The organism is Geobacillus thermocatenulatus (assembly GCF_002217655.1).
GTDB classification, from domain to species: domain Bacteria; phylum Bacillota; class Bacilli; order Bacillales; family Anoxybacillaceae; genus Geobacillus; species Geobacillus thermocatenulatus.
This window is the reverse complement of sequence record NZ_NEWK01000001.1, coordinates 1,495,915-1,520,913: the sequence shown is the minus strand read 5'-3', so window position 1 is coordinate 1,520,913 and position 24,999 is coordinate 1,495,915. Positions and strand designations below refer to the sequence as shown.

Annotated in this window: 28 protein-coding genes, 1 tRNA gene and 6 pseudogenes; 16 read left to right on the top strand and 19 right to left on the bottom strand. The window is 46.8% G+C overall.

Annotation, left to right across the window (positions count from 1 at the left end; genetic code table 11):
- The first annotated feature begins 17 nt into the window (after window positions 1–17).
- The 4 genes from B9L19_RS07805 (at window position 18) to B9L19_RS07790 (ending at window position 3,516) form a co-directional block, all read left to right on the top strand.
- On the top strand, window positions 18–500 hold the full coding sequence (locus B9L19_RS07805) for a hypothetical protein (RefSeq protein ID WP_047752340.1): 483 nt from the start codon (window positions 18–20) through the stop codon (window positions 498–500).
- Window positions 501–766: 266 nt separating this feature from the next.
- Window positions 767–1,348: a TetR/AcrR family transcriptional regulator gene (locus tag B9L19_RS07800; protein WP_025950796.1), complete on the top strand. Its 582-nt coding sequence runs from the start codon at window positions 767–769 to the stop codon at window positions 1,346–1,348.
- Window positions 1,349–1,476: 128 nt separating this feature from the next.
- Complete coding sequence (locus B9L19_RS07795) at window positions 1,477–2,226, top strand: alpha/beta fold hydrolase (protein WP_025950795.1); 750 nt, start codon at window positions 1,477–1,479, stop codon at window positions 2,224–2,226.
- Window positions 2,227–2,307: 81 nt separating this feature from the next.
- On the top strand, window positions 2,308–3,516 hold the full coding sequence (locus B9L19_RS07790; RefSeq protein WP_047752339.1) for a YhgE/Pip domain-containing protein: 1,209 nt from the start codon (window positions 2,308–2,310) through the stop codon (window positions 3,514–3,516).
- On the opposite strand, the pseudogene B9L19_RS07785 reads toward B9L19_RS07790, so the two are convergent.
- Window positions 3,473–3,670, bottom strand: a pseudogene (locus B9L19_RS07785) (IS66 family transposase zinc-finger binding domain-containing protein); the annotation flags it as partial. The gene B9L19_RS07790 and the pseudogene B9L19_RS07785 sit on opposite strands and share 44 nt — an antisense overlap.
- A gap of 128 nt (window positions 3,671–3,798) precedes the next feature.
- Between B9L19_RS07785 and B9L19_RS07780 the strand changes: the two are divergent.
- The 4 genes and pseudogenes from B9L19_RS07780 to B9L19_RS07765 form a co-directional block, all read left to right on the top strand.
- Window positions 3,799–4,101 (top strand): annotated as a pseudogene (locus B9L19_RS07780) (IS1634 family transposase); the annotation flags it as partial.
- Window positions 4,102–4,365: 264 nt separating this feature from the next.
- Window positions 4,366–5,376 carry a TM2 domain-containing protein gene (locus B9L19_RS07775; RefSeq protein ID WP_053004367.1) on the top strand — a complete coding sequence of 337 codons (1,011 nt, stop codon included), beginning with the start codon at window positions 4,366–4,368 and terminating at the stop codon, window positions 5,374–5,376.
- A 44-nt stretch (window positions 5,377–5,420) separates the two neighbouring features.
- Window positions 5,421–6,035 carry a Tle-like phospholipase domain-containing protein gene (locus tag B9L19_RS07770; protein ID WP_047752337.1) on the top strand — a complete coding sequence of 205 codons (615 nt, stop codon included), beginning with the start codon at window positions 5,421–5,423 and terminating at the stop codon, window positions 6,033–6,035.
- A 20-nt stretch (window positions 6,036–6,055) separates the two neighbouring features.
- Window positions 6,056–6,856 (top strand): calcium-binding protein, encoded by an 801-nt coding sequence (locus tag B9L19_RS07765; protein WP_157856408.1) that lies wholly within the window; start codon window positions 6,056–6,058, stop codon window positions 6,854–6,856.
- Here the strand turns inward: B9L19_RS07765 and B9L19_RS07760 are convergent.
- The 4 genes and pseudogenes from B9L19_RS07760 to B9L19_RS07745 form a co-directional block, all read right to left on the bottom strand.
- Window positions 6,839–7,426 carry an IS630 family transposase gene (locus B9L19_RS07760; RefSeq protein ID WP_249044213.1) on the bottom strand — a complete coding sequence of 196 codons (588 nt, stop codon included), beginning with the start codon at window positions 7,424–7,426 and terminating at the stop codon, window positions 6,839–6,841. The genes B9L19_RS07765 and B9L19_RS07760 overlap by 18 nt on opposite strands.
- Window positions 7,354–8,022: pseudogene (gene istB / locus B9L19_RS07755) on the bottom strand (IS21-like element helper ATPase IstB); the annotation flags it as partial. The pseudogene istB and the gene B9L19_RS07760, both read right to left, overlap by 73 nt.
- A complete protein-coding gene (locus B9L19_RS07750) occupies window positions 8,019–9,065 on the bottom strand; it encodes a hypothetical protein (RefSeq protein WP_428839046.1) in 1,047 nt (348 codons plus the stop codon). The gene B9L19_RS07750 and the pseudogene istB, both read right to left, overlap by 4 nt.
- 605 nt (window positions 9,066–9,670) lie before the next feature.
- Window positions 9,671–10,018 (bottom strand): DUF4260 domain-containing protein, encoded by a 348-nt coding sequence (locus B9L19_RS07745; RefSeq protein WP_015374613.1) that lies wholly within the window; start codon window positions 10,016–10,018, stop codon window positions 9,671–9,673.
- Window positions 10,019–10,215: 197 nt separating this feature from the next.
- Between B9L19_RS07745 and B9L19_RS07740 the strand changes: the two are divergent.
- The 3 genes and pseudogenes from B9L19_RS07740 to B9L19_RS07730 form a co-directional block, all read left to right on the top strand.
- Window positions 10,216–10,365 (top strand): annotated as a pseudogene (locus tag B9L19_RS07740) (helix-turn-helix domain-containing protein); the annotation flags it as partial.
- Window positions 10,364–10,936 (top strand): annotated as a pseudogene (locus B9L19_RS07735) (RpnC/YadD family protein); the annotation flags it as partial. The pseudogenes B9L19_RS07740 and B9L19_RS07735, both read left to right, overlap by 2 nt.
- Window positions 10,937–11,140: 204 nt before the next feature.
- Window positions 11,141–11,578 carry a GNAT family N-acetyltransferase gene (locus B9L19_RS07730; protein WP_025948838.1) on the top strand — a complete coding sequence of 146 codons (438 nt, stop codon included), beginning with the start codon at window positions 11,141–11,143 and terminating at the stop codon, window positions 11,576–11,578.
- Between the two features lie 100 nt (window positions 11,579–11,678).
- Here B9L19_RS07730 and B9L19_RS07725 read toward each other — a convergent pair whose 3' ends face one another.
- The 8 genes and pseudogenes from B9L19_RS07725 to B9L19_RS07690 form a co-directional block, all read right to left on the bottom strand.
- The gene (locus B9L19_RS07725) at window positions 11,679–12,974 is read right to left on the bottom strand and encodes an MFS transporter (protein ID WP_025948839.1); all 1,296 of its coding nucleotides are present in this window, start codon (window positions 12,972–12,974) and stop codon (window positions 11,679–11,681) included.
- A 133-nt stretch (window positions 12,975–13,107) separates the two neighbouring features.
- Entirely contained in the window at window positions 13,108–13,563 is a 456-nt protein-coding gene (locus B9L19_RS07720; RefSeq protein WP_025948840.1) for a MaoC/PaaZ C-terminal domain-containing protein, read from the bottom strand.
- 241 nt (window positions 13,564–13,804) lie between these two features.
- A complete protein-coding gene (locus B9L19_RS07715; RefSeq protein ID WP_025948841.1) occupies window positions 13,805–14,632 on the bottom strand; it encodes a carbohydrate ABC transporter permease in 828 nt (275 codons plus the stop codon).
- A gap of 13 nt (window positions 14,633–14,645) precedes the next feature.
- A complete protein-coding gene (locus tag B9L19_RS07710) occupies window positions 14,646–15,953 on the bottom strand; it encodes a carbohydrate ABC transporter permease (RefSeq protein WP_025948842.1) in 1,308 nt (435 codons plus the stop codon).
- A gap of 171 nt (window positions 15,954–16,124) precedes the next feature.
- Window positions 16,125–17,444, bottom strand: a complete 1,320-nt coding sequence (locus B9L19_RS07705) for an ABC transporter substrate-binding protein (RefSeq protein WP_033024004.1) — start codon at window positions 17,442–17,444, stop codon at window positions 16,125–16,127.
- A gap of 429 nt (window positions 17,445–17,873) precedes the next feature.
- Window positions 17,874–18,278 carry a hypothetical protein gene (locus B9L19_RS07700; protein ID WP_025948844.1) on the bottom strand — a complete coding sequence of 135 codons (405 nt, stop codon included), beginning with the start codon at window positions 18,276–18,278 and terminating at the stop codon, window positions 17,874–17,876.
- Between the two features lie 13 nt (window positions 18,279–18,291).
- Window positions 18,292–19,217, bottom strand: a pseudogene (glsA, locus tag B9L19_RS07695) (glutaminase A).
- A gap of 138 nt (window positions 19,218–19,355) precedes the next feature.
- Window positions 19,356–19,931: a Uma2 family endonuclease gene (locus tag B9L19_RS07690; RefSeq protein WP_047752916.1), complete on the bottom strand. Its 576-nt coding sequence runs from the start codon at window positions 19,929–19,931 to the stop codon at window positions 19,356–19,358.
- A 136-nt stretch (window positions 19,932–20,067) separates the two neighbouring features.
- Here B9L19_RS07690 and B9L19_RS19320 point away from each other — a divergent pair, with 136 nt between their 5' ends.
- The 4 genes from B9L19_RS19320 to B9L19_RS07675 all read left to right on the top strand — a co-directional run bounded on the left by B9L19_RS19320 (window position 20,068) and on the right by B9L19_RS07675 (window position 20,868).
- Window positions 20,068–20,283: a PDDEXK family nuclease gene (locus B9L19_RS19320; RefSeq protein ID WP_241771972.1), complete on the top strand. Its 216-nt coding sequence runs from the start codon at window positions 20,068–20,070 to the stop codon at window positions 20,281–20,283.
- The gene (locus tag B9L19_RS19315) at window positions 20,234–20,530 is read left to right on the top strand and encodes a Uma2 family endonuclease (RefSeq protein WP_241771971.1); all 297 of its coding nucleotides are present in this window, start codon (window positions 20,234–20,236) and stop codon (window positions 20,528–20,530) included. Before B9L19_RS19320 ends, B9L19_RS19315 begins: the two co-directional genes overlap by 50 nt.
- 78 nt (window positions 20,531–20,608) lie before the next feature.
- Entirely contained in the window at window positions 20,609–20,731 is a 123-nt protein-coding gene (locus tag B9L19_RS19535) for a hypothetical protein (RefSeq protein ID WP_256363772.1), read from the top strand.
- 63 nt (window positions 20,732–20,794) lie between these two features.
- Window positions 20,795–20,868, top strand: a tRNA-Pro gene (locus B9L19_RS07675).
- 80 nt (window positions 20,869–20,948) lie between these two features.
- On the opposite strand, the gene bioF is transcribed toward B9L19_RS07675, so the two are convergent.
- Window positions 20,949–22,121: an 8-amino-7-oxononanoate synthase gene (bioF, locus tag B9L19_RS07670; protein WP_089113887.1), complete on the bottom strand. Its 1,173-nt coding sequence runs from the start codon at window positions 22,119–22,121 to the stop codon at window positions 20,949–20,951.
- A gap of 206 nt (window positions 22,122–22,327) precedes the next feature.
- Here bioF and B9L19_RS07665 point away from each other — a divergent pair, with 206 nt between their 5' ends.
- The gene (locus tag B9L19_RS07665) at window positions 22,328–22,510 is read left to right on the top strand and encodes a small acid-soluble spore protein H (RefSeq protein WP_025948849.1); all 183 of its coding nucleotides are present in this window, start codon (window positions 22,328–22,330) and stop codon (window positions 22,508–22,510) included.
- Between the two features lie 49 nt (window positions 22,511–22,559).
- On the opposite strand, the gene B9L19_RS19005 is transcribed toward B9L19_RS07665, so the two are convergent.
- From B9L19_RS19005 to B9L19_RS07645, 5 genes are all read right to left on the bottom strand, one after another.
- Window positions 22,560–22,697, bottom strand: a complete 138-nt coding sequence (locus B9L19_RS19005) for a hypothetical protein (protein WP_167372773.1) — start codon at window positions 22,695–22,697, stop codon at window positions 22,560–22,562.
- Window positions 22,698–22,791: 94 nt separating this feature from the next.
- Complete coding sequence (locus B9L19_RS07660) at window positions 22,792–23,157, bottom strand: VOC family protein (RefSeq protein ID WP_047753586.1); 366 nt, start codon at window positions 23,155–23,157, stop codon at window positions 22,792–22,794.
- A complete protein-coding gene (locus tag B9L19_RS07655; protein ID WP_047753589.1) occupies window positions 23,154–23,903 on the bottom strand; it encodes a YhfC family intramembrane metalloprotease in 750 nt (249 codons plus the stop codon). The genes B9L19_RS07660 and B9L19_RS07655 overlap by 4 nt, the downstream gene beginning before the upstream one ends.
- A gap of 55 nt (window positions 23,904–23,958) precedes the next feature.
- Window positions 23,959–24,603: an SdpI family protein gene (locus B9L19_RS07650; RefSeq protein ID WP_025948852.1), complete on the bottom strand. Its 645-nt coding sequence runs from the start codon at window positions 24,601–24,603 to the stop codon at window positions 23,959–23,961.
- Entirely contained in the window at window positions 24,593–24,877 is a 285-nt protein-coding gene (locus B9L19_RS07645) for an autorepressor SdpR family transcription factor (protein WP_047753587.1), read from the bottom strand. The genes B9L19_RS07650 and B9L19_RS07645 overlap by 11 nt, the downstream gene beginning before the upstream one ends.
- Window positions 24,878–24,999 lie beyond the last annotated feature (122 nt).

Genomic DNA, 24,999 nt, shown 5'->3' with positions numbered 1-24,999 from the left:
AGTAGAGGAGAATATGTATGTTAGTGGAAGGAACAAAAAGTGGATTGTTTCATTGTCGCAGAAAAAGCCGGGCGTTGAACAATAAAAAAGTGCTAACGAACGTAGGCGAGTCTACCTTAAGGGCATTAGATTTAAAGTCTTTTCCTATCATTGATGATTTTGAAATTTTAATAACGGCTAAAAGTAACAAAACATGGGGAAAACATATTTACTTTTATAGCGCAAAACGAAATGAAATTCTTACTACATTTCCATGGTGGGATTTTGCAGAGGAATTTTTGGGAATGTGGGATGAACATGATATTCCGATCGGCACAATTGATCGACCTTTTTTTGACATTGAACAAAGTTGGCATATTATTATTTTTGAAAAGCGTGGCTATGTGTATGTTTTAGAAGGAGATGAGTTTTGTAGCGGGCATAATAAAATTCACACATGGTATCGACTCCCAAAAGATGTGTATTATGAACAGTGGAAGAAGTTGTTGAATATGTTTTAACCAGTCCCACATAGAAGCTAATTTTTATGTGTTATTGATTTAAAAAATATTTTTCAATGTCCTTTCAGCAAAAGGTGTACTTGATTTTTTATAGAACTATGGTATTTTGATATCATGGAAACCAACATTTTATGCCAAATTTTTTCGATAAACACCAACATTGGAAGGTCAGCAAAAACACAAAAGTACATAATGACTTTTGTGGAAATATATTTTTGGCACCTTAATATACCAAGAAGTCTTGATATAGGGAGGTTAAGCATCAAATGACAGGAAAAAATGAACGTTATCAGGAAATTTTAGCTGCTGCACGGAATGTTTTTGCGGAGAAAGGGTTCGATGATACAAAAGTGTCTGAAATAGCTCAAATGGCGGGTGTTGCAAAAGGTACTTTTTATATATACTTTCCTTCTAAATTAGATTTAGTTCTTGCCTTAGTTCGTGAGATGCAGGGGAAAATACTTTCCGAAGCAGAAAAAGTAACCAATTTGAATGTGGATCACTTTGAAAAGCTTGTCCAAGTTATTAAAATAGCATTTATTGTAATAGAAAGTTACCGTGATGTTTTTCCTATATTTAATGCTGTTAGTGCATTTAAGACAGATCAGTGGAAAGTAGAAAAAGAAATTCGCATACCGTACTATAATGTTCTAAAGACCCTAATCGAAAATGGTCAAAAATCGGGTGAGTTTAACCGTAAGTTGAATGCTGAAATGACTGCCGTACTAATTGTTGGTATGGTGGAACATGTAGCTCATGACTGTTTTATTTACCATTCAGATTACTGTATAGATGATTATCTTCATACTATTGATTCATTGCTGAGAAAGGCACTAAAAGGGCGATGATATGACCTTAAAAGCTTTGTTCGCACATATATGTATTGTTACTGATGTCGTACTTGAATATTATCAAAAAATGGAATATAATACTTATATGACTGACTGTCAGTCTTTTATAGAGGAGGGAGGACGGTATGGAAAGTTTTAAATCAGAGGGAAATGGAATTCCTATATTATTTATCTCTGGCTTGTTTGCTGGAGATTGGATATGGGGAGATGCTGCTTCATATTTTTCTAAAACCGAATACAATATTATTCGTCTACGAGAGCCACTTTCTGCTTATGGTCATAAAATTAGTGAGTTACGTGAAATGTTCATCAAGTTTTTAAACGAGTTCATTGAATATAAAGCAATTGTTATAGGTAATTCTTTAGGTGGTTTGCTTGCTATGGATTTAGCTTCATCAACCCCAGAAAAAGTAGCTGCAATCGTGGTGAGCGGCGCACCAGGTATGGGAAGCGCGAATCTTGGGATTGGACCACCTAAAATAGGAAGCGAGGAAAGATTGAAAAAGTGGTTTGTTTATTTAAAAGAGAAGTTATTTGTAAATCAAGAATGTATCACTGATGAACAACTATCTCGTGTAGCCGAGTTTTTTAGTGATAAACGAAACTTTCTAAATATGATTCGATTAGCAAAAGAAGCAGATCGCTATGACGCTAGGGTAATTTTACCTAAGATAAAGTGCCCAATATTACTATTATGGGGAGATCAAGACAATGTTTCACCATTCGAACTTTGGAAGGATTCCATTACTCTCAACTCACAGATACAACAGAAAGTAGTCGAAAATAGTGGTCATAGTCCTATGATAGAAAAACCTAAAGCATTTTGGGAATCTGTAGAGAGTTTTATAAAGAGTGTATTGGCATACCATATGTAATCCATTTATAGTGCCTAATAAAGACTGACGGTCAGTCATAAAACTTGTGATAAAACTCGATATTAAAGGGAGGGAACATGAATGAAAATCATGAAAAGTTTTTTCAAACAGAAAGAAACATTAGTGGGAATTGCCGCAGCGATTGCTTTTCAACTTATATTTGTTACTGTTTGGTTAACCGCCTATGACGGTGTCTATGACCGAACAAATCAATTTTCAGTAGGAATTGTTAGTAATGATGATGAATTGGGGAAAGAAATCATAAAGAAGTTGGAGGAGAAAAATGTATTTCAATTAAAAATGTTTGAAGAACTAAATCGAGCACTAGAAGCTTTAGACAAACGAAACGTTAATATGGTTATTCATTTACCTGATAAAATAATAGAAAAGTTAACAAAAAATAGTAATATAACAGTTTATTATTATATTAATCAAGCCACGCCAACTTTAACAAAACAAATGATGGAAAAAGCAGCGAATAAAATGAATGATGCTCTCAATGATCAATTCAGAGAAACAATCAATACTCAGATCGCAAAAAGGATTCCGCAATTAGTCACAGAAAAAGTTCCTGATGAAAAAATGAAAGTCATGATCAAAGATATAGCCGTGCAAATTATTGATTTAGTGCAGAAAAGTATGAAAATGGATCCCGTAGAGGCCAATATAGTAAAAACAAATAACAAAGAAGGATTTGCTATTACGATGGTTCCGCTATTAATTGTATTAGCCTCCTATATTAGCGCTATGCTTATTAGCCAATATTTGCAGATTGCAAATGGCAGATTAATTAATGAGTATGGTCGATTTTCGCTGTTCGTTGGTAGACAGATGATTAATGTTCTATTAGCGCTCGGGCTCTCTTTATTAAGCATTTTTTTAATGAATCTGTTTCATATTGAATTGAATCATAACTTTTTTGTTTTATGGGGATTTCAGTCGATTCTTTTCTTTAGCTTTTTAGTTTTATCCCAAGTTTTCGTTATGTTATTTGGAATTCCAGGTATGATTTTTAACATTGCTTTAACAGCGATTCAAATTGCAAGTTCAGGAGCGATGGTACCACGTGAATTATTGCCAACTTTTTATTATGAGATTGGTAACTTACTTCCTGCAACTTATGGTGTAAACAGTTATTTTAGCTTGATTTATGGTGGGGGAGATCTTGGCTCAGACTTGAAACATTTAAGTATGATCATTTTAGTATTTTTAACAATTGCTATTGTGATACAAATTGTATTTTCTATGGGATCAATTGGATATGATGCAAATAAACAACGAGTGCCGTGAGACGTGAACCGTATTGCACATGATTCGTGACATGGGATGGGAATTCGGTTTGTTGAACACATCGGCAATGTGGGCAGGATTTCACTTCACGCTCATGTTGTGTCACCTCGATCGTCACAGGAGGAAGATCAAACACTTGACGGATATCGACTTTGTGTGAGTAAAATATTTGTGGGTGACATTCCGAAATGATCCCCGACGAGGGTTGCGAACTTTTGTTCGCGACACTCGTCGGGGCCACCAAGCGAAGCGCGGTAGAAAAAAGCAAATGTCATGCAAAACGTGAAAAAACCGGAACGAGTGGCGGTGTTGGGCTGTTTGTTTCTCCTCGCATTGGCCATTTACCGCGTCTTCCAGCGCCGGGTGCGTCAGTTTATTACGCCGGAGCGCCCGTTAAAGGGCGTAGGAGGCCGCAAGCTGACCCGTCCGACCGGGCAGGCGATTTTTCAGTTGTTCTGGTATATGAAAGTCGTCCTGTTGGAGCTGCCGGATGGGCAAATCCAACGCGCGTTAGGTAAACCGCTCACCTACGAGCAGCGAAGGATTCTGCAAGAGTTGGGAATGGACGAAAGCATTTACGTCTAATCTCATAAGGAACGATGAGTGATGGTAAAAAAAGGATTTCCATCGCTTGTTGTGTTGGCTCAAAAAATATTTTAAAAAAATGAATAAAAAATCCTTTGTTTCTGCACTGCTGTTTTTGGTTGGTAGGTGTCGTTGCCTCAATCATACCGTAAACAACAGGGGTGGCAAGCTTTTTTTATCATTCATTGCGTAAAATCAACAAAAAATCGGGGTACGTCTTTAAAACTTTTGACAGTACCAAATAATCGAAAAGGGTGAAGGATATTGAAACCTTGGGTAATGGCAGGACTCTTATCTTTGCTATTTCCTGGACTAGGGCAAATCTACAACCGTCAAACGAATAAAGGACTTATTGCGATGCTTCTTCAATTTGTTTTTATTTTAGTCGGTATATTTACTATGGGATTTTTAGGAATGCCTGCCGTTGTTCTATGGATTTGGGGAATTGTTGATGCCATTATTTATGCTCCAAAAAGAGATAAAAATCAAAAAGACAAATCTTTATACGTTGAACTTGTTATTGGTGTTATTGTCGCTGTTGTATTGATATTTACTTCTTGGAATATTGGTACAGGAATTTATTGCGAACCTCATCCGGATAAAAAGGTAGTCAAGGAAGATGCCCTTGAATATTTAACAGAAAAGTATGAACAAGAGTTTGAGATTACAAGGGTAAAGTTCAACTGTTATCCTTACAATACCTTTGAAATCAAAGCGTATTCATTAAATAACCCTGATGTGACTATTACTATGTATGCACCATCTACAGGTGATGAATTTTCGGATGATTATATTGGTAAACTCTGGGATAAGGAATCGAAAGAGGAATTAAAGCCTTTAGTAGAAAAATTTTACCCTGAGTCACCGCCATTTAGAGCAGACATTATTATTAATAGAGATGCGATAGACAAATTACAGAAATCTACTAAAGTTCCAAGCTTGAAAGAGGCTCGAAAACACTATATCAATGAGATGACTTTATCTTTTGAACTTGTTTTGTTTAAGAAATTGACCCAAGAAAATAGGCAGGTAGAAATGAAAAAAGTTTTTGATTTAATACAACAATTAAAGGAAACAGGTATACCAAGAATTGGTATTACAATAAGTTACTATAATCCGAAATTAGAAAAGAAAGGGGAGAAAGTGTTGAAGGAGTATCATACTCATAAATTTTGGGATGAGCTACAGTATTCTCTTGACATCGAAGCAGAAGATATCCCATCCATTCAAACACCAGAAGATGTAACAAAATATCTTAAAAAAATTAATGATTAAAAAATTCTTGATTTTATAGAATTACATTAGAAAGGAGAATTCAAATGCCAACAGATAAAGAGTATCTGATCTTAAGTCAACTTGCGTATTTTAACTTCGATGATGCTGACAAGAGACTAGAGAGTGTTTACCAATTATCTCAAACAGATCGCTTAGAGGAATGGAATAAAGGAGATTGGCTAAAAGATAATTGGGAGGACTATCAATCAGAGTTGGAGAATTGGAAAGTCATTGATTTTGAAAGTAGCTGGAATGGTTATTACGGAGTTGCCTTTGAAAACAAGACAACGGGTGAAGTAGTCATTGCCAATCGTGGGACACAAGATTGGGCAGATGGTGTTCAAGACCTTGCACTAATAAACCCTTCTACCGATGAAGCTTTACTAAGCCAGTTCGCTTCTGCCCAATCATTTTATAATCGAGTATTAACTAAAGCTGGAAATAATCGTATCACCGTAACGGGACATTCTTTAGGAGGAGCAATAACTCAGGTGTTGGCGGCGAATAATGATCTGTCTGCGGTTACCTTTAACGCGCCTGGGGTTCTGCATCTCTTAAATCCTTTGCAGATATTAAAACTACCAGTCGGGGTGGAAATTTTGATGCACGGAAGCTCGCTGTCCTTGAAAAATTTTATGGGCAATCCTTTATGGGAGTAGAGGGCACTGGGAACCCCAATGTGAACGCTGCGGCGCTCTTGGAGCGGTCCTACCATGGACTAAAGGAAAGCCTATATGCGAAAATGATAACACAAACGCATTTGAAAGATTTAATGAAATTAGCTACTTACCAATTGGATGAATCGAATCAGAAAATTTATGTTGATTTGGCGGCCATTACAAATGCGATACAAGAACAGCTGTCTCTAGATAAAGAAAGCGGAAAAGCGATGTTGAGAGAATTTACGAGAGTGATCCGAAGCTACCAGATTGAAAATGAGGTAGGATTTGATCAATACCGTGAAGCATTTGCATCACAGAGTGATGAACTTGCTTGGATTATTGATAGTGCTGGGATGTATACTACAAAGGGAACGGTAAACGGTGATACCCTATATGGTATTAATGTAGACAATGCCATAGCTGGTTTAGAGGGCAATGACACTATCTATGGTAATGAGGGTAATGATGTTTTGCATGGTGGAGCCGGCGACGATAAGCTATATGGAGGAAATGACCATGATACGTTATATGGAGGAGCAGGAGTAGACTACTTAGATGGTGGTTATGGCAACGATACGTACATTTTTGGTCGAGGCTATGGTCACGACACCATTTACGATAATGATTACACAAGTGGAAACGTGGATACGATCAAATTAGGCGTGACACCAGAAAAAATCGAAGTGAGCCGTCGAGGAGATGACTTAGTATTCACAATCAAGGAAACGAAAGAAACCTTAACCATTCAGTCGTACTACTATGGTTCTATATACATGCAACATGAAGAGTTAACTTCTCAGTCATCCTGCACACCCTAAGCGCTGCAGCACTTCCTCCGGACGTTCGTGGATGTAGTTGACAAACCGAGTAATGGCTTGAATGATATCGTTGCGATCCTTGTGAAATACATTGGCAATCACCGTATCTTTCAGCCATTTCCATAAGCGTTCGATCGGGTTCAGCTGTGGCGAATAGGGAGGAAGGTAAATAAAGTGAAAACACTGCCCTTCTTCCCGCAAAAACTCCTTGACCATTTTGGCATGGTGAATGCGGGCGTGATCCAACACCAAGACCATGAGACGGTCCGGATAGCGCTCTTTGAGCATTCTCAAGAAATCCAAGAACGTTGCGGCATTGGCAGCGGTCGTTTGATGAAGCACCGTTTCGCCATCGTGGATGTTGACCGCGCCAAACAGCGATACGTGGGCATGATGGCCGAACGTCGGCACTTGTTTTTGGCGGCCGACTTCCGACCATGTGGACCGCAAGACATGGTAAGAGCGGATATGTGTTTCATCAAGGTACAACAAGACCGAATCAGGGCATGGTGAACCAAGCGATCCACCAGCGCAGCTGTCAAGCGGTTGTCCCCAAACACCCGATTCCACTGTCCAAATTCCAGATTCGACGTCACGATGACGCTTTTTCGCTCATAACAGTCGGCGATAATATGAAACAACAGCTCCGATCCTTGCTTTTGAAACGGCACATAGCCGAGTTCATCCAATATCAACAGTTCGCACGCATCGATGCTTCGTTTCAGCCGCCCGAGCGTGCCATTTTTCAATGCCTCTTCCAGCACGGCGACGAGATCCGCGACGCGGAAAAACCGAACCTCATGGCCTTGTTGGCACGCCTGGATGCCGAGCGCTGTGGCGAGGTGGGTTTTTCCTGTCCCGGGCGAGCCTAAAAGCAGAACGTTTTGCTTTCGCTCCAAAAAGCGAAGGTCACACAATTCCTTCTTCGATGTCGTGGTCGGCCAGTGGATGTGATCCGACCATTCGTAATCCTTCAGCCATTTCAACTCCCGAAACTTGGCTTTCTTGATCAGCCGGGCCTGTTTCGCCTGCTGGCGGCACGACAGCTCCAGCGCCAATACATCCCGCAAAAACTGTTCTTTCGTTTCGAACATCACCTCCTCGAATCGATCCGCGATATAGGCCAAATGCAGTGCTTTACAAATCTCTTTCACCTCTGCTCTCATCCCTGGACACCCCCTTCCCGAACAGGATGAAGACGTTGATCATACACCGTTAAGTCCGTTTCATAGTCGATCAGGACGGAAGGGGTGTACGATTCTTTCCACTTGGCCGGGTAATGGGATTGCTCGGCTTCCATCAATACCCCGATTTCATGAGGAGCCAAGTCCCATCGCTGGTTCTCATCGAGCCACTGGGCGATTTCATAAAGCGTGCAACGATCCAACAGCGCTCGCAGCCCTTTCAAACGGACCGCCACCTGGGGCGGGGTGCCAGCCAGATACGTTCGGATCGCTTCCGGCAAGTACGCCCGGTATCGGGAATGCCCGACAACCCGGGGGTTGGTCTCCCACTCAGCGAAAATCTCTTTCCAAGGGATCTCGCGTTTCACGTTCGTATACGGCCTTGGCATCTCAAGATGTATGCCTCCATCAGGAGAGAGCACAAAGAAACGATCCCACTCTTTTTTCACCAATACCCGGTTGGGGACGGACAGGCCATGGACGACGAACGCCTTCCCATCCACCATCACTTCTCCGTCCTTATTCACGTAAGCGTGATCGAGGGAGAAGATCGGAAGATCTTGTTCCGGCAACGCCAACAGCTCCGGCCGCTCTTCCTGCCATAGCTCCTCTATCAACCGCCCCTTTTCATAATGAGGGCGGTTTCGGTCCTCGACCATCTTGCGATGCAGCCACTCCACCAGCTCCGGATCCGACTCGATCAACGGAGCCGGGACGAAACAAAGGTTGCGAGTGTAATAGACTTTTCGCTCCGCATGTCCTTTCTCATGTCCGCTGTATGGATTGCACACTTGTACATCAAACCGATAGTAGAGTTGAAATTTCTCAAAAGCCTCGGTGAATTGGCGTTCTCCCCCTTTTCGAATCGACACGATGGCCGCGGACAAATTGTCAATGCGCAATGCCTTTGGCACTCCCCCAGCCTGACGAAACAGCTGCGTCAACCCATGGAGGAAGCATTCACTGTTTTCCGCCGGCAGCGGATAAGCAAACGCAGCGTTGCTATATGGAAAGCTCATGATCAAAACCGATCGTTCTTCTTCCTTCCCCTCCCTCTAGAAATGTTGATCTATCAAGGCTTTTCGGCCTCTCAGGGGTGTCCAAAAAATATTTTTCGACAAAATCCCTTACATCCTTTTTCAGTTTTGTGGATATCTTACAGACCTAGGGTGCGCTCGATAACCCTTTCTTTTCACGCAGTTTTCTGATACGATTCATTTCGGGCATTGCCAGCATCCTTTCGCTCCTCCACTGTTTGGTTTATGTGTTCACAACTTCCACAGTAGAGGAAATGTTAGGGGCTGGCAAGCCTTTTTTCTTTGCCTTAGGCTCTGCACGTTTCGTTGCAGAACTCTGTATTTTTATTTTGCACTAAACATCTAAGAATAGCTAACTTTATAACAGCTTTCAGAAGTTTCAACAAGAGGTACATGTTTAATCTAGCGGGTTCACTTCAGGGAGGGAAAATGTTAAAAAATACACCAAATAACAAGGTAATTAGCAATATATTTAACACTAAAATAACAATATAAATCGCAAAGAAAAACGCTCGGAATGAAAATCCGAGCGTTTTTAATACTCATTTACTGTTTCTTATTGAACCAACACATCCTTTAGTTGAATAGTTTATTTAAACACGATTTAAATGCGTGTCTTTAAAATGTGTTGGATATTTTAATCCATAACCAATCATCCTATCCATTCCGATATGGGCAGACCATATTAAACCTATCTCTAAAACAACTTCGTTTGATAACAATACTCCTAAGATAACAGCTCCAATTGGTAAACTATATGTATGAAATAAATTATAAAGCACTGCACCAACCTTATTATTGAATAAATAACCTATCATTGATATATCTGGAGCTAATAACAAAACGAAAAACAAAAGCCAACTAAATTGATTATAAGAGTAAAAATAAAGACTTAACAATAGGATAGCTACCCCTTCTAGGTGTAAAAGAATTTTATTCATAATATTCTCCCTTAATAATAAAAAAGATTATTGTATTAACAATTATATTGAACTAATCTTCCCCGTAGTTGAATAACCTCTACAAATATATTAACATAAAATTCCTGTTAAAGTCGATGATAAAATCCCCAATATAGCCGGAATAAAATTCCCCACTTACAATAGAACCATAGTGTCAACGAGAGGAGCTATGGTTCATGATGACGAGAGGGGAATTTTTTATGATCAAAGAGATGTATGAAAGGGGAATGAGTATTTCCGATATTGCGAGGGAATTGGGGATCGATCGGAAAACCGTCCGAAAATATATTCACTCCCCCAATCCTCCTTCCAAATCCAAGCGACGTTCCGATCGCTGTCTTCAGCCATGATGCCCTTCGCGAGGAACCATCCGTGTTCTCAATCGCGTTTCCCTTTGGCGACGTGCTGCAGTTTCGCTTTTTCCCCGTAGAGCTGCGCAAGAAACATTGGCGGGATTATATTCGTCATGACAATCCGATCGCAGCTGCCCTCCTTGGCAAAATGGGGTATACTGAAAGTGAGAAAATCGAGTTGAAAAAAGAGTTTTTGCGCATGTTGGTGCGATTGGAGCTGGATGAAGCGAGGCAGCGGCTCTTGTTGGGCTTTTTTGAAACGTATGTGAGGCTGTCGGAGGAGGAAGAGCAACAACTGCAAAGAGAGGTGAAGGCAATGGAAACGAAAGAAAGAGAAAAAGTGTTGGAGCTGATCATTTCCTATGAGCAAAAGGGAAGGAAAGAGGGATTGGAAGAAGGAATGAAACGCGGGATTGAACAAGGGATCAAGCAAGGAATGAAGCAACTAATCCGCAACATGGCGCGCAAAGGAATGACGGTGGAAGACATTGCCCGGTTGGTGGATCTTCCAGAGAAAGATGTTCGGGGATTGCTTGAAAAGTAGGGAAATCAAAAGCAAGTGGATGACCCTGGAAAATACCCAAGGAAGACGGTTGGCGGCGACAAGCGGCCAACCGATCGTCGTACGAACGGCATGGCCTAAAGATGCCCGAAGACCGCCGTGTTTGTGAAGACCGTGACCTTCGAAGATCCAGTGCTTAAAAAAGCCTAACCAACCATCTATGAATCATTGGGAGAAGAGAACTCCATGGAAATTAGAAAACCAAACGATTTGGAATACAAAACGATTTTATCACTCACACCACAAGCATTATTCGAAGGCACATTAGGCGAAGCAAAACCGTCAGAGGAAAAAGTCAAACAACTGATTGAGCCATTATTGCAGAAAGGGAGCTATTATTTGATCGCAACGGAAGGCAATCATCTGATAGGTTGGATTCTAATCGGAGCAAGCCAAGACCCGCTTAGTGAGAAAAGATATGGATTCATCTATGAATTGTTTGTGTTAGAAGAATTTAGAGGAAAGGGAATGGCAAGGAAATTAATAGAAGCCGGCATCGAACATTTGAAACAAGATGGATATTCAGAGGTTCGTTTGCGTGTATATGCAGGAAATCAAGCGATGAAACTGTATGAAACATTCGGATTCAAGCACCACACCATTATCATGAGCATGAACGTGTAAGGCAAACATATCCCGCCCACCGGCATCCTTAGCAGGCGGCAAGAAGAAGCGCCTTTGCCCGAACGCAAAGGCGCCCATAGTGGTGTTCAGTCCGATTCATCTAATCAATCGCTTGGCGCGCGCGGTCTTGCAGCATTTTCACCCCAGCGAGTGAAATCAAGCCCATGACGACGATATAGAAGGAGATGGCGGTGGCGCTGCCGTATTTGTGCAACAGCCACGTGCTGATGAGCGGGGCTGGGCCGCCGGCGATGATCGAGGCCAGCTGGTAGCCGAGCGACGCGCCGCTGTAGCGGAGCCGCGTCGGGAAGTTTTCCGCGATCATGGCTGCCTGCGGGCCATACAGCATGCCATGGAACACCATGGCCACGACCGTCGCCAAGAAGATGAGTCCGACGCTTTTCGTATTGACCAGCCAGTAATACGGAAACGCCCAAAGCATCAACAAAATCGTGCCCGTCATGTAGACGCGGCGGCGGCCCCACCGGTCGGACAAATGCCCGGAATACACGATGGAAAGCGCGTTGATCACCGCAGCGATAATTGTCACATTGACAAAAATGCTTTTTTCCATCCCTAAAAATGTCGTCCCATAGCTGACGATAAATGTGACAAAAATGTAGAACGACCCGTTTTCAATCACCCGCGCAAGCGCTGACCAAAGAATTTCGCGCGGATGTTTGGCCAGCACCTCGCCGACCGGCATCTTGCTCGTTTCTTGCTTTTTCATTGCTTCTTGGAACAGCGGCGACTCCAACACTTTCAGCCGGATGTACAGCCCGATGGCGATGAGAAGGAAGCTTATGAGAAACGGAACGCGCCATCCCCACGCATAAAAGCTGTCGCCGCCCGCCGCAAGCATCAGCGTCGTCACAAGGGAAGAGGACAGCAGCCCGAACGGCACGCCCATTTGCGGCAGCGAGGCCATAAACCCGCGCCGTTTCCCTTCTTCCCACTCCATCGCAATCAAAATAGCACCGCCCCATTCGCCGCCAACCCCGATGCCTTGAATGAGACGCAGCGCGGTCACCAGCACCGGCGCCCACAGGCCGATTTGTTCATAGGTCGGCATCAGGCCGATCAGCGCTGTCGCCAGCCCCATCAGCAACAAAGTGGCCACCAACGTCGCCTTCCGCCCGATGCGGTCGCCGAAATGGCCGAAAATCGCGGCGCCGACTGGTCTGGCGATAAATCCTAACGCAAAGGTGGTAAAGGATTGCATCAGGGCGACGTACGAATCTCCTTGTGGAAAGAACAATTGTGGAAACACGAGAGCGGCCATCGTTCCGTAAAGGAAGAAATCGTACCATTCAATCGTCGTGCCGACCACACTCGATATGGCGGCCCGCTTTTTTTGGCGTTTCAATTCGGCCGCATCCATCGTTGACATCGCCATCGGCAACACTCCTTCCCGTTCATTTGATCTGACAGCAGGAAAAATCGATCAATAAGGCCCATTTTTTTCAAGAATCATCTTTACCCTTCTTTGAAACCGCTTGCAACCGATTCTCGAAACCTCCCATTTGCCGCTAAGCTCTTGCAGAGGCATTTCCTTCCCGCGCCACAAGCACATGCACAACGGCATCGACGACCGTCTCTTCCCGCTGGTTGACGATCCGTTGATGCACCGTCACAAGCCCGGCTTCCTCGCCCCGTTCCGTCAACCGCTTCACTTCCGATTCCACGTAAATCGTATCGCCGATTTTGACAGGACGGACAAAGCGGAGTGAATCGATGCCATAAAACGCCAGAACCACTCCCGGCTCCATCATCCACAGCCCCGTCGCTGCCGACAGCGTCAACATCCCATGGGCGATCCGTTCGCCAAACGGCGTCCGCTTGGCGTATTCCCGATCCATGTGCAGCGGGTAAAAATCGCCCGAAACGCCGGCAAACCGCACAATATCCGCTTCTGTAATCGTCCGTCCGCGCGAACGGTGGCGCTCGCCAAGCGCATACTGTTCAAACGGACGGTCAAATCGCACGCCTTCCCCTCCTCTTGATTGGTCCAAAAAAGAGTAAAATGAAATTCCACCCCCTTCCGGTCTGACAGCTATATTTTTTCTAATATTCAGAATATTTACTGTGTAGATTTTCCTTTGCGCATCCCTCCCCGCTAGCCGTCTGTCATTAACATATGAACGGAGTGAAGCGGATAGAACTGCTCCTCCACGCTTCATGTTTCCGAAAACAAAAGGATGCCCGACCGGCACCCTTTGTCATTCCTTATTCTTTTACAGAACCGGACGTGAGCCCGGAGACGATGCGGCGCTGGAACAACAGCACCATGATCACAAGCGGGATCGTCACCACGACTGTCGCCGCGGAAATTTCGCCCCACGGGATCGTATACTGGCCTTGGAACATGGCAATGCCGACCGGAACGGTTTTGTATGTTTCCGCTGTGTTGATCGTCAAGGCAAATAAAAATTCGTTCCATGCGGCGATAAACACAAGAATGGATGTCGTAAACACCCCCGGCACAGCGAGCGGCAAAATGATTTTAAAATACGTCTGCATCGGCGTCGCCCCGTCCATTTTCGCCGCTTCTTCCAAATCAAACGGAATCTTGCGGAAAAAGGTGACGAGCAGCCAGATCGAGAGCGGCAGCGCAAACGTCGTATACGGAATGATCAATCCTAGGTAGCTGTTCGTCAACCCAAACTTTTTCACAAACATGTAAATCGGAGAGAGGGTGGCAATTTGCGGAAACATCGATACAGCCAACACCAAGCCGAGAATGACCGTCTTTCCTTTAAATTCCAGTCGCGCAATCGCATAGGCCGCAAACGCGGCGACGAATACCGTATACACCGTCGTTACAGTCGCGACGACCGTGCTGTTCCACAAATAGCGCAAAAACGGATAATTCACAAATACGGATATATAGGACTTCAACGTCGGATGGCTCGTCAACCAATTGAACGCTTTGTCGCCAAACAATTCGCTGAGCGGCTTAACGGAACTGAGCAAAACCCATAAAAACGGAAACATCACAAAGAAAACAAACAGAGCTAAAAACACGTAAAAGAGCGGACCCGCTTTTTTCGTCATGATCCCACCTCGCTTATCGTTTCACACTCGCGCTGTCAGACAGCAAATCCTTTCCAAGCCACTTAATATAAATCATCGAAATGATGGCTACGCAGAGAAATACAACGACCGCCAGCGCCGATCCCGCGCCGAAATTCGTCTGCGAGAACATGACTTTATACGCTAAAATCGAAATCGTCTCCGTCGAGTTCGCCGGCCCTCCGCCGGTTAAGACGTAAATCAGGTCGAACACGCGGAACGCATCGAGCGTGCGGAACAACAACGCGACTAAAATGCTTGATTTTAACAGAGGCAGCGTGATTTGGGTGAATTGCTGCCATTTGGTGGCCCCGTCGATCGAGGCGGCTTCATATAGTGAATGAGGAATTGTTTGCAAGCCAGCCAGCAACAAGAGCGCCATATAGGGGGTTGTCTTCCATACATCGGCAAAAATGACCGCAAACATCGCCCCCGCTTCCGTCGTCAACAAATCCCCCATCCGATCGACCAAACCGATCGTTTCAAAATAGTGGGCGACAATGCCGTTTTGTCCATCGTATAAAAATTTCCACATCAGAGCGGATACGGCGGTCGGAATCGCCCACGGAATCAAAATCGTCGCCCGCACCAACCCTCGGCCAAAAAAGGCCTTATTGATGAGCAACGCAATTCCGAGCCCTAACACCAGCTCAATGGCGACCGACACGACCGTAAAGAACGTCGTATTCCATAACGCTTTCCATAAGCGCATGTCGCTGAAGCTGTCCTTATAATGCTTGAGGCCGACAAAGTTCGGCTCGATCACAACCCCTTCGAGCCCTTCGGCCAAGCCGACGACTTTATCCGCCTGCTGCAGTTCGCCCGCTTTTTTCATCTCCTTCAGCGCCCGGACGACATCATGAACCGTGTCGGTCAGCCGCTCGGCCGTCTGTTTGTCCAGCTCGGCGATCTTCAGCTCATCGCTTGGCGTCTCGAAATTGTCGAGCACTTCGTTCACTTTGTCATATTGCCTTGCCACTTGATCATTCGAACGGATCGCCGCGTCCAGTTTCGCAAGCTTTTGTTCGATTTGCGCCAACGTTTGTTTCGTTTGTCCATCCGCCGCCGCCATTTCCTGCTTAAGAGCGCTTTTGAGGAACGGATAGTTTTGCAGATATCCTTCCAGATCGAGGCTGTAACTCCAGTGAATCGACGATTTGGTCGGGTCGTTGAGCCGATAGTCGAACAAGCTGTAATAAAAGGACTGAATGACAGGCCAAATGGCAATCGCTAAAATGAGCAGCATGGCCGGCGCGACAAGCGAATAGCCTAGTAGGCGCTCCATTCGCTTTTCATTCCTCATCGCTGTTCTCTCCCTTCTGCTTGGAAAAGGATATTAGCCTTCAGCACCGGGCAGATGACGGCCTGAAGGCTAATGAACCGAAAGTGGTCAAGCAACGTGTTTGGCTGATGGGGGATTGGCCGGCGTTGGCCGGATTCAGATCGGCCACAAGCGCCGGCCCAGTCATTCGCCTTACTTATTCAAGGCTGCTTTCATTTCTTTTTCCATATTGGCCACGGCTTGTTCGACCGTCAGCTCCCCGGCCAGCGCTTTGGATACGTTGATTTGGATGATTTCGGAAATTTCTGGATAGTTCGGGACGACCGGGCGAGGCACAGCGGCGTTCAACGCATTGACAAATCCTTCTTCCGCAAAGAACGGATTGGCTTTTAAGACATCTGGATCTTTAAACAATTCCGGAAGCGTCGGCGCTAAGCCGCCATAAATCGCAGAAATTTTTTGCCCCTCCGGCCCTGTCATAAATTTGACAAATTCCCATGCTTCTTTCGGATGTTTCGAATATTTGTTGATCGCGGTCATCCAGCCGCCCAGCGCGGCAGCCGAACCTTTGTCTCCGGCCGGAAGCGGAGCCACGCCGACTTTGCCGACGATTTTCGATTGTTCTTTGTCGTTCGCTAACGCGTATTGATAAGGCCAGTTGCGGATAAACGGCGATTGCCCTTCAATGAACGCGGTATGCGATTCTGGTTCCGTGAAGGTGGTGATGTTGCTCGGCACCACATCGGACTTGACGATTTCCACCATTTTCTTCAGCCCTTTGATCGTTTCTGGGCTGTTGATCACGACATTCCCGTTTTGATCGACGATTTGCCCGCCATAAGAGGCGATAAATTCAACCGCGTTGCACACCAATCCTTCATATTGTTTGGCCTGCATCAAATAGCCGAATTTCGTGCCGCCTTTTCCTTTCAGTTCTTTGGCCTCTTTTAAGAGTTCATCCCATGTTTTCGGCACTTTGTCCTTTGGCACCAGGTCGGTGCGATAGAACAGCATGCCGGCATCAATGAATTTCGGCATCGCCCATTGCTTGCCATTGAAGTTGCCGGCCGCAAGCGCCCCTTGGTTGTATTTGCTGAGGTCAATGCCGTCTTTCTCAATAAAACGGTCGAGCGGCAGCGTATAACCCGCTTGTGCAAACTCCGCCGGCCAAATGACGTCAAGATCCATGACATCGATTTCCGATGACTGCGCATTTAACATCGTGACATACGCATCATGCTGCTTCCCAGTGTCAGCCGGCATTTCACGAAATTCGACATCGATGTTCGGGTGCGTTTTCTCGAACGCTTCGATGATTTTTTCGGTCGCTTTCGTGGAATCTTGGCCACGGGCATAGACAATTTTCACTTTTTCAGATTGGCTCGTTTTCCCTTCTTCTTTTTTGCTGTCTTGACCCGTCTGGCTCTCGCTTTGGCCGCCGGAGCATGCCGCGAGCCCCATCGTAAGCGCTAACAAAACAGCCGATGTTTTGAACGTCTTTTTCACCGTCATTCTCCCCCTTTAAATTTTGGATTTGTCAAACACCGCATGGCATCGCGTATAGTGGTTGCTTCGACTGCCCGAATCACCTCCTGAACATGACATCCATTGACGTTTGATTTGGCATCCCCCACTGCTTGTCTATACACATTTTTGTAATCGATTACATACAAAAACGACCAACACCCTCATGTCCGCTTCTTTCTTGCTTTCCTCTCGAAGCTGAAAACGTGCAGTGTTCCCACGCTTCCCTGTTCAACCAAAGCAACCTGTCTAGGCCGTCGGTCACCCTGCCCGCTTTGCCAGCTTCTTTTTGCACCCTGGTTATGTAATCGATTACAAAACCATCTTACATTGCCGAAAAATCGTTCGTCAAGTCCCTAAATGCTTTTTTTGCTTTATAAACAAAGAACCCCAAGCAAACTCGCTTGGGATGTTCCTTCACACTTCCACCGTCTTCCCTTCCTCGACGATATGATAAAGCAAATGCGCCAGGTGGTGGATCGGTCCGTATTCTTCCTCATCGTCTTCCGTCATTTCCTCTTCTTCCGCGAATTCAAGGTCGTTCAAATACAGCGCCATAAATTCGTAAAAGTCTTTCAGCTCAAAGCTGTAGCACGCGCTCGGGTCTTCGTTGTCTTCTTCATATTGAAGCATTAAATACGATACCTTGCCTTCGTTGTCCTCAGCGTCGAAAAAGACGAAATAGCCGATATTGGTGTCGAGGTCAAACAGATGCCGCGTCCCGCCTTCGGTCGCCTTATCAAAATCCTCTTGGCTCAATTTGCCGACGTTCATCGCTTCGACGTCGTCTTCGCGGTGAAACTGAACCGTAAATGTTTTCATCGTGATGTCCTCCTTAGAAAATACTTAATGAATACGTTTTTGACAGCCGCTCGAGCAACTTGATCCCAGTCAGGCTGTTTCCTTTGTCGTCAAGCGCCGGACCAAAAATGCCAATGCCGCACCGGCCCGGGACGGCGGCGAGAATGCCGCCTGAGACGCCGCTTTTCGCCGGGATGCCGATTTTAATCGCAAATTCCCCGGATGCGTTGTACATGCCGCACGTGACCATAAATGTTTTGCAAATGCGGGCGACATCAAGCGGCATGAGCGGCTCACCCGAATGCGGGTCGCGCCCGTCGAGCGCGAACACCAAGCCGATGCGCGCCAGGTCGATGCACGTCATTTCGATGGCGCACTGTTTCGTGTACAATTCCATCAGCTCTTCGACATCTTCGTCAATGATACGATGCTGCTTGAGAAAATAGCAAAGCGAACGATTTAAAAACGCTGTTTCAAATTCGGAGCGGGCCACTTCGTCGGAGTACGAAATGCGTTCGTTGCCAGCGAGACGGTGGACGAACGCTAACAGCCGTTCCAGCCGTTCGGACACCGAGCCGCCTTGAATCATCGACGTGACGACAAGAGCGCCGGCGTTAATCATCGGATTCAGCGGCTTGGCAGGCTTTTCCTCTAATTTGGCAATGGAATGAAACGGATAATCCGTCGGCTCCATGCCGACTTTATGGAACACTTCATCTTCTCCGTGATCCATCAACACAAGGGCCAGGGCAAGAATTTTGGAAATGCTTTGCAGCGTCACTTTCACCGTCACATCCCCGGCGCTTGCCACCTTGCCGTCCGGGGTGTAAACGGCAACTGACAGTTCATTTGGATCGGCCTTGCCCAAGGCGGGAATTAATCGGCTACTTTTCCATAGCGGGCGTACTGTTTCGCTTCTTCGACAAAGCGAACCAATTGTTCTTGACTGTACACAGGCATCACCGATCGTTAGTATCGCCTGTTTTTTCCGTTTCTATGCCCAAATGTGGCAAACAACCACCTCTTACCCCCCGCGAAATGGATCCGTCCCAGCAAACGAACAAGGGGAGCATGCGGTTTGAACAGCAGCCGTTTTTCTTATTCTTCTTCGGCAAATACGTTTTTTAATTCGATCGCAAATCCGGGAAACAGACGGACAGGAATCGTATCATCGCGGACATACATCCCTTGATGGCGGAATCTTCCTTCTTCGAGCACATAGACATCAATCGTCTCATTCATCGGATCGACAATCCAATATTCTTTCACCCCTGCCCGCTCGTAACGGTGAAATTTGACGATTTTGTCCTTGTGCACCGTCGATTTTGAAATAATCTCCACAACGAGATCCGGCACGCCGACAATTCGTTTTTCACGAATTTTGCTTTTGTCGCAGACAACGACGAGATCCGGCTCAACCCATTCGCGAATTTGTTCCGGATCATCCCGATCCGCCAAACAAACGTCGATCGGAGCGCCAAATACGGTGCATGTTTTCCCACGCAAATAGGCCGCAAATTCCACCAGCAATTCACGCTGCACGGCCTGATGCTTCGGCGTTGGAACGGGAAACATGTTGAAGACTTGGCCGTCAATGACCTCATAGCGTACATCTTCGTCAAGCATCATATATTGCGCATAAGTGAACGGCTGCCCTTTTTCCGGCGCTGGCATGAAAACGGCCTCCTTTCCTCTTTTCTTTTTACTATACTTGAATACCACCTGGCAACCTAGCGTTTTCTTTTTCTCAACAACCCGTTGCAGACAAAGGAGAACCGTTTCAAGTATAATAAAAAAAGAGGTGAGGAGCGTGCAAGAAGCCATCAACATGTCCCCATCCCCGTCATGGGAACATCAAATCGTTTGCGCCAATCTTGTTTCCTTGATCAAAGGAAAAAGCCCATGTCAACCGATTTCCAATTTGTCCGTGAAACTCGAGAAGAACGGAAACGTGATGAACGAGTTGATCCAGCCGGATGTCGCTGTCTATTGCGAACGGCCGGAAAAAAATCATCGGCGGCTATAAGGGGCGGCCGCTCATCGTCATCGAAGTGGTCAGCCCGTCAACCTACAAAATCGATGTGACGCTGAAAAAAGATTTGTACTGCGCCTACGGAGTGGAAGAATACTGGATCGTTGACCCATACAACAAAACGATCCGTCAGTGCACACTCGAACATGATCGATACGCCGAGACGATCATCGCCTGCGGAGAAACGTTCGATTCTGTGATCGGAACGATGGACACTGCGCTCGTGTTTCAAGGTGTTTAACCGCCTGTTGATCGCCGGCGACGCCCTCTCCGCCGAAGCCGGGCGACTTTATGGGCGGAATTCGGCGGCACACCTGATATGGGCGAAGCCATGCACTCTGTCCGAAAATTGCTTGAATTTGATATCGAGACGGTCATCTGTTACCACGGTGAAGCATGCCGCGGCGATATTCGCGAACAATTGGAGCGAATGGTTTCATGAAAAATTAGCCATTGATCTTATCCCGTTTTTCTTGTATAATGAAGTATGTCTGACAAACCATTTCGGGATGTAGCTCAGCTTGGTAGAGCACACGCATGGGGTGCGTGGGGTCGCAGGTTCAAATCCTGTCATCCCGATCGAAGGAAACCAGCCGAAAAAACGTTCGGCTGGTTTTTTTGTTCTCTCACGCGTTTCCTCCTCGTGACGCCGTTTTTCCCTATGAAATCAATCCGATCTGCCCTCCTGCCCAAGCGATACGGTCAACAGCCATATCAACGTCTTCTGCCGTCATGGCGGCGGTGACGGAAAAGCGAATGCGCGCCGTTCCCTCAGGGACGGTCGGCGGCCGGATGGCGATTGCGGCAAGGCCCGCTTCCTGCAGCAACTCGCTCATCGCCACAGCCTGGTCGTTCGGGCCGACGATCACCGGAACGATCGGCGTCTCGCTGCCGCCTGTGTCAAACCCAAGCTGTTTCAGTTTCGTGCGGAACCGTTCGCTTAGGGCGTGCAGCCGCTCGCGCCGCTCCGGCTCGGATTGAACGATATGAATAGCTGCTTCATTGGCGGCGAGAACCGCCGGCGGCAAGGCGGTCGTAAAAATGAAGCTACGGGCGCTGTTGATCAAATACTCAATCAGCCACGGCTCTCCTGTTACATACGCGCCGAAGCTGCCGAGCGCTTTGCTGAAGGTGCCGATGGCGATCACATCCTCTTCCTTCTCAAGCCCGAAATGGTGAAGCAGCCCTTCGCCGTTCGGTCCGAACACACCGCCGCTGTGCGCTTCGTCGACGATCAACACAGCGCGGTAGCGCCGCTTCAACTCGACCAGCTCCTCGAGCGGCGCCAAATCGCCGTCCATGCTGAAGACGGCATCGGTGACGATCCATTTCCGCTTATCGGGCGGAGATTGCTTCAACAATGACTCCAGCTGATTCATGTCGTTATGACGATAGCGGAAACAGGCGGCTTTGCTCAAGCGGATGCCATCAATTAAACTCGCATGGTTCAACTTATCGCTAAAGACAAGATCATCTCGGCCAATTAACGCTGTCAACACGCCGATGTTGGCCGTATAGCCGCTGTTGAAAATAAGCGTAGCCTCTGCTTTTTTCCACTGTTTCAACGCGGCTTCCGCCCGTTCGTAAAGCGGATGGTTGCCGACGATGAGCCGCGATGCGCCCGCTCCAGCCCCGTAGGTTCGCATCGCCTCACAGCCCGCCTCAATCAGCCGCCTATCATCCGCTAACCCTAAATAATTATTGGACGCTAAATTCAACATCGGCTTTCCGTCCAACATGACCGAAGCGCCTGACGCCTCTGCCCGGCGCAGCTGGCGCTTTTGCGCTTTTTGTTCCCATTCATGCAACTGGGCGGTCAGTTCCGTTTTCATCTCCATCCTCCTTATATGTAAACTATTTATAAAAAATAGTTTACATTAAAACATGCGAATCGGCTAGGAAAAGATGATCGGTTTTGTTAATTGATTATTTAGCACATTGTTTTGGAAATTATTCTTTCCGATCTCAGCCACATGCATAGTTCAATCGCAAACATGTCATACTATGCGTGTTATCGGCAAATAAGGAGGTGTTTCAGATGGATGTCCGTCGGGCGCAAGAAATCGCGTCGTCGCCGGTGATGGCAAACGTCACGTACAACGGCCAGCGCATTTACATTGAGCATGTCGACCAACAAAAAGGCGTAGCCACGATCCATCCGCTTGACAACCCGAATCAAAAGCAAAGCGTGCCGGTCGCCAGCTTACAAGAGCATGCTTAACCGCAAAAAAGCGAGAGAAAGGAATCGCCCTTTCTCCCGCTTTTTGATTTTAGTCGGCCGTCAGCTCTTCCCGCTCTTTGTAGGCCTCTTGCACCGTTTGCTCCTTCATCACTGGCCGGCCTGCCGTCCGAGTGTCAGCGGCGCGGGCAAGTTTCTCGCCGCGCTTGTTGTTCGCTTTCCTTTCCATTCCATTCCCTCCTTCGCCTCTAGCATGCCCCAAATCATAGGAGGTTACGTATCGCGGAACGAACAACCGCGCATTGCCCGGTCCGACGGCTGATTTATCCTCTTTCCAACAGCTCGATCCGGTTGCGGAACGGATCGCGAAATGAAAAGCGCTTCACGCCTGGGATCGGTTTTTCGTCTTGCGTCGCGACGCCGCGTTCTTCCAAATAACGGCGCGCTTCTTCCACATCTTCCACTTCGAAGGCTGGGTGGCTTTTGCTGTTGTAGCCGTCGCGGTTTTCTGCTCCTATATGAAGCTGAATATCGCCGACTTTGTACCAAAGTCCACCGTTTCCTTTCAGCGATTCCGGCTTTTCGATTTCTTGAAAACCAAGCACACCGGTGTAAAAGGCGCGCGCTTCGTCTTCCGCGCCGAACGGAATGCAAATTTGCACATGGTCAAGCCGTTTGACACGAATCATCGTTTCTCTCCTCCCTGTTCGAATGCTGGTTTTATGCGACAGATAAACGAAACAGCGGCGACCGCCCAAATCAATAGCACCGCTTCAACCGCCCAAACGTTCGTGACCACTTTCGCCTGGTAAAGCGCTGGCAGGACATCCATCGCCGCATGGATGAGGATGGCGTAGACGACATAGCGGAACTGACGCTTGCGCACGCCAAGCAAAACGACGAGCGACAGCGCCGTGTGCACCGCCAAGGCAAACAGCCGCTCCAAGCCCCCTAACACGTACATCGCAAACGGCGTGTGCAGCACTTGCTTCTTGATCAGCTCCGCCTGGCCGACCGGAAGCGACGGGGCGATCGTTTTGTCGAACGCTCCGGATTGAATGAGAATGGAAAGCACCATGACGTTGACGGCGCCCAACACCCCGAGCAACACCGCTTCCGCCCCGCCGTGCCCAAGCCCGAACGACAAGCCATCGCCGTATTCCCGGTGTCGCTTTAGCAGCCAGCGGAACCCGACATAGCGGCCGATTTCTTCAAACACGCCAGCAGCGAGCGCGGCGTACAACACAAAGAGCCAGACGCTGTCCGTTCCCTTCAGCGCCGGGCGTCCCGGTTCAAGCACGGCAATGTGGAGCGCCTTTTCCAACACTTGCGAGAACACGAGAAAGATCAGCGCCCCGACGCCGAACGCCTTCCACGAAAGCCATCCTTTTTTCCTTCCGTACCATACGAGTCCAATCGGAACGAACAACGACATGCACAACTGCGCCACCTAGCCCGCCGCGCCCATGTAAAGTCCCCCTTCCGCCTATTTAGGATCGTTTGCGCTGTTCTTTTCGAAAATAAAGAAACGATTGGACGATCAAATACAAATTGCCGAAAACGATGACGAGCATCAAGAGAACAAATTGTATGTCTCCGCGCGAGAACGCGGTCAACATCAACAACATTCCCATGACGATGAACACCTTGCCGCCGAGGCGGTGCGTTTTGTTCCAAACGGTTTCGCTTTCCAACGTCCACGGCGTGCGGATGCCGATAAAATAATTCGGTTTGATTTTCGGCATGTAGTTTCCAAGCACAATCAACAGCGCTCCGACGCCAAGCGGCACGAGCCGTCCAATATCGACCGAAACCCCGAGATTGTACGCCAATGTTGCGATATGCAGGAGCAAGAAAAAGCAGGCGAGCGCCGCGTTGACAATGCGATAGCTTTTTTGAAAACGGCCGTAACTTTCTTTTTTCGGGTCAAACTTCGGCAACACTCCCATCAACATGATGAGAAATGTCATCAATAAGGGCGGAAGAAACGCGCCCAACCATTTGTTGCTGAAGCCGTCGGCTTCACCCGATGCGTTCCAGTGAATGGCCACTTGATCCGGCAAATAAGGAATGGCAGCCAGACTGATGACATAGGCGAAAACCGTAAGCACGATCGCAAGCCGATTACTCTTCACCGTGTTTCTCCCCCTTTTCGACAAAATCGCAAAACCAGCGAAGCAAATCTTGAAACACCGTCGTGTTCAGAGAGTAGTAGATATGCTGCCCTTCACGCCGGTCTTGCACCAAATCAGCCTGCTTGAGAATTTTCAAATGATGCGATACACTCGGCTTTTGCATATCGAAATGCGAGGCGATTTCCCCTGCCGTCAACTCCCCATTCCGCAACAAGGATAAAATTTTCCGCCGCGTCGGATCGGCGATCGCTTTAAACACTTCGTTGAATGACAATAGCGATCCCACCTTGCAAACGAGTTTTCGTTGGATAAACCGCTAAAGGAAGGGGCATCTTTCGTTTATCACGGCTTCGTATGCGGCGCATGCAACCGATTTTTCATGCCGGTCTATAGTTA

What these genes read in the sequence shown, in the direction of transcription:
- B9L19_RS07790 (WP_047752339.1), top strand. Translation starts at nt 2,308, where the DNA reads ATGAAAATCATGAAAAGTTTTTTCAAACAGAAAGAAACATTAGTGGGA.
- B9L19_RS07795 (WP_025950795.1), top strand. Translation starts at nt 1,477, where the DNA reads ATGGAAAGTTTTAAATCAGAGGGAAATGGAATTCCTATATTATTTATC.
- B9L19_RS07660 (WP_047753586.1), bottom strand. Translation starts at nt 23,157, where the DNA reads ATGATTCGTGTCAAACGGCTTGACCATGTGCAAATTTGCATTCCGTTC.
- B9L19_RS19315 (WP_241771971.1), top strand. Translation starts at nt 20,234, where the DNA reads ATGTCGCTGTCTATTGCGAACGGCCGGAAAAAAATCATCGGCGGCTAT.
- B9L19_RS07705 (WP_033024004.1), bottom strand. Translation starts at nt 17,444, where the DNA reads ATGACGGTGAAAAAGACGTTCAAAACATCGGCTGTTTTGTTAGCGCTT.
- B9L19_RS07690 (WP_047752916.1), bottom strand. Translation starts at nt 19,931, where the DNA reads ATGCCAGCGCCGGAAAAAGGGCAGCCGTTCACTTATGCGCAATATATG.
- B9L19_RS07655 (WP_047753589.1), bottom strand. Translation starts at nt 23,903, where the DNA reads ATGTCGTTGTTCGTTCCGATTGGACTCGTATGGTACGGAAGGAAAAAA.
- B9L19_RS07725 (WP_025948839.1), bottom strand. Translation starts at nt 12,974, where the DNA reads ATGGCGATGTCAACGATGGATGCGGCCGAATTGAAACGCCAAAAAAAG.
- B9L19_RS07665 (WP_025948849.1), top strand. Translation starts at nt 22,328, where the DNA reads ATGGATGTCCGTCGGGCGCAAGAAATCGCGTCGTCGCCGGTGATGGCA.
- B9L19_RS07715 (WP_025948841.1), bottom strand. Translation starts at nt 14,632, where the DNA reads ATGACGAAAAAAGCGGGTCCGCTCTTTTACGTGTTTTTAGCTCTGTTT.
- B9L19_RS07805 (WP_047752340.1), top strand. Translation starts at nt 18, where the DNA reads ATGTTAGTGGAAGGAACAAAAAGTGGATTGTTTCATTGTCGCAGAAAA.
- B9L19_RS19005 (WP_167372773.1), bottom strand. Translation starts at nt 22,697, where the DNA reads ATGGAAAGGAAAGCGAACAACAAGCGCGGCGAGAAACTTGCCCGCGCC.
- B9L19_RS07745 (WP_015374613.1), bottom strand. Translation starts at nt 10,018, where the DNA reads ATGAATAAAATTCTTTTACACCTAGAAGGGGTAGCTATCCTATTGTTA.
- B9L19_RS19535 (WP_256363772.1), top strand. Translation starts at nt 20,609, where the DNA reads ATGGGCGAAGCCATGCACTCTGTCCGAAAATTGCTTGAATTTGATATC.
- B9L19_RS07710 (WP_025948842.1), bottom strand. Translation starts at nt 15,953, where the DNA reads ATGAGGAATGAAAAGCGAATGGAGCGCCTACTAGGCTATTCGCTTGTC.
- bioF (WP_089113887.1), bottom strand. Translation starts at nt 22,121, where the DNA reads ATGAAAACGGAACTGACCGCCCAGTTGCATGAATGGGAACAAAAAGCG.
- B9L19_RS07770 (WP_047752337.1), top strand. Translation starts at nt 5,421, where the DNA reads ATGCCAACAGATAAAGAGTATCTGATCTTAAGTCAACTTGCGTATTTT.
- B9L19_RS07800 (WP_025950796.1), top strand. Translation starts at nt 767, where the DNA reads ATGACAGGAAAAAATGAACGTTATCAGGAAATTTTAGCTGCTGCACGG.
- B9L19_RS07730 (WP_025948838.1), top strand. Translation starts at nt 11,141, where the DNA reads ATGGAAATTAGAAAACCAAACGATTTGGAATACAAAACGATTTTATCA.
- B9L19_RS07700 (WP_025948844.1), bottom strand. Translation starts at nt 18,278, where the DNA reads ATGAAAACATTTACGGTTCAGTTTCACCGCGAAGACGACGTCGAAGCG.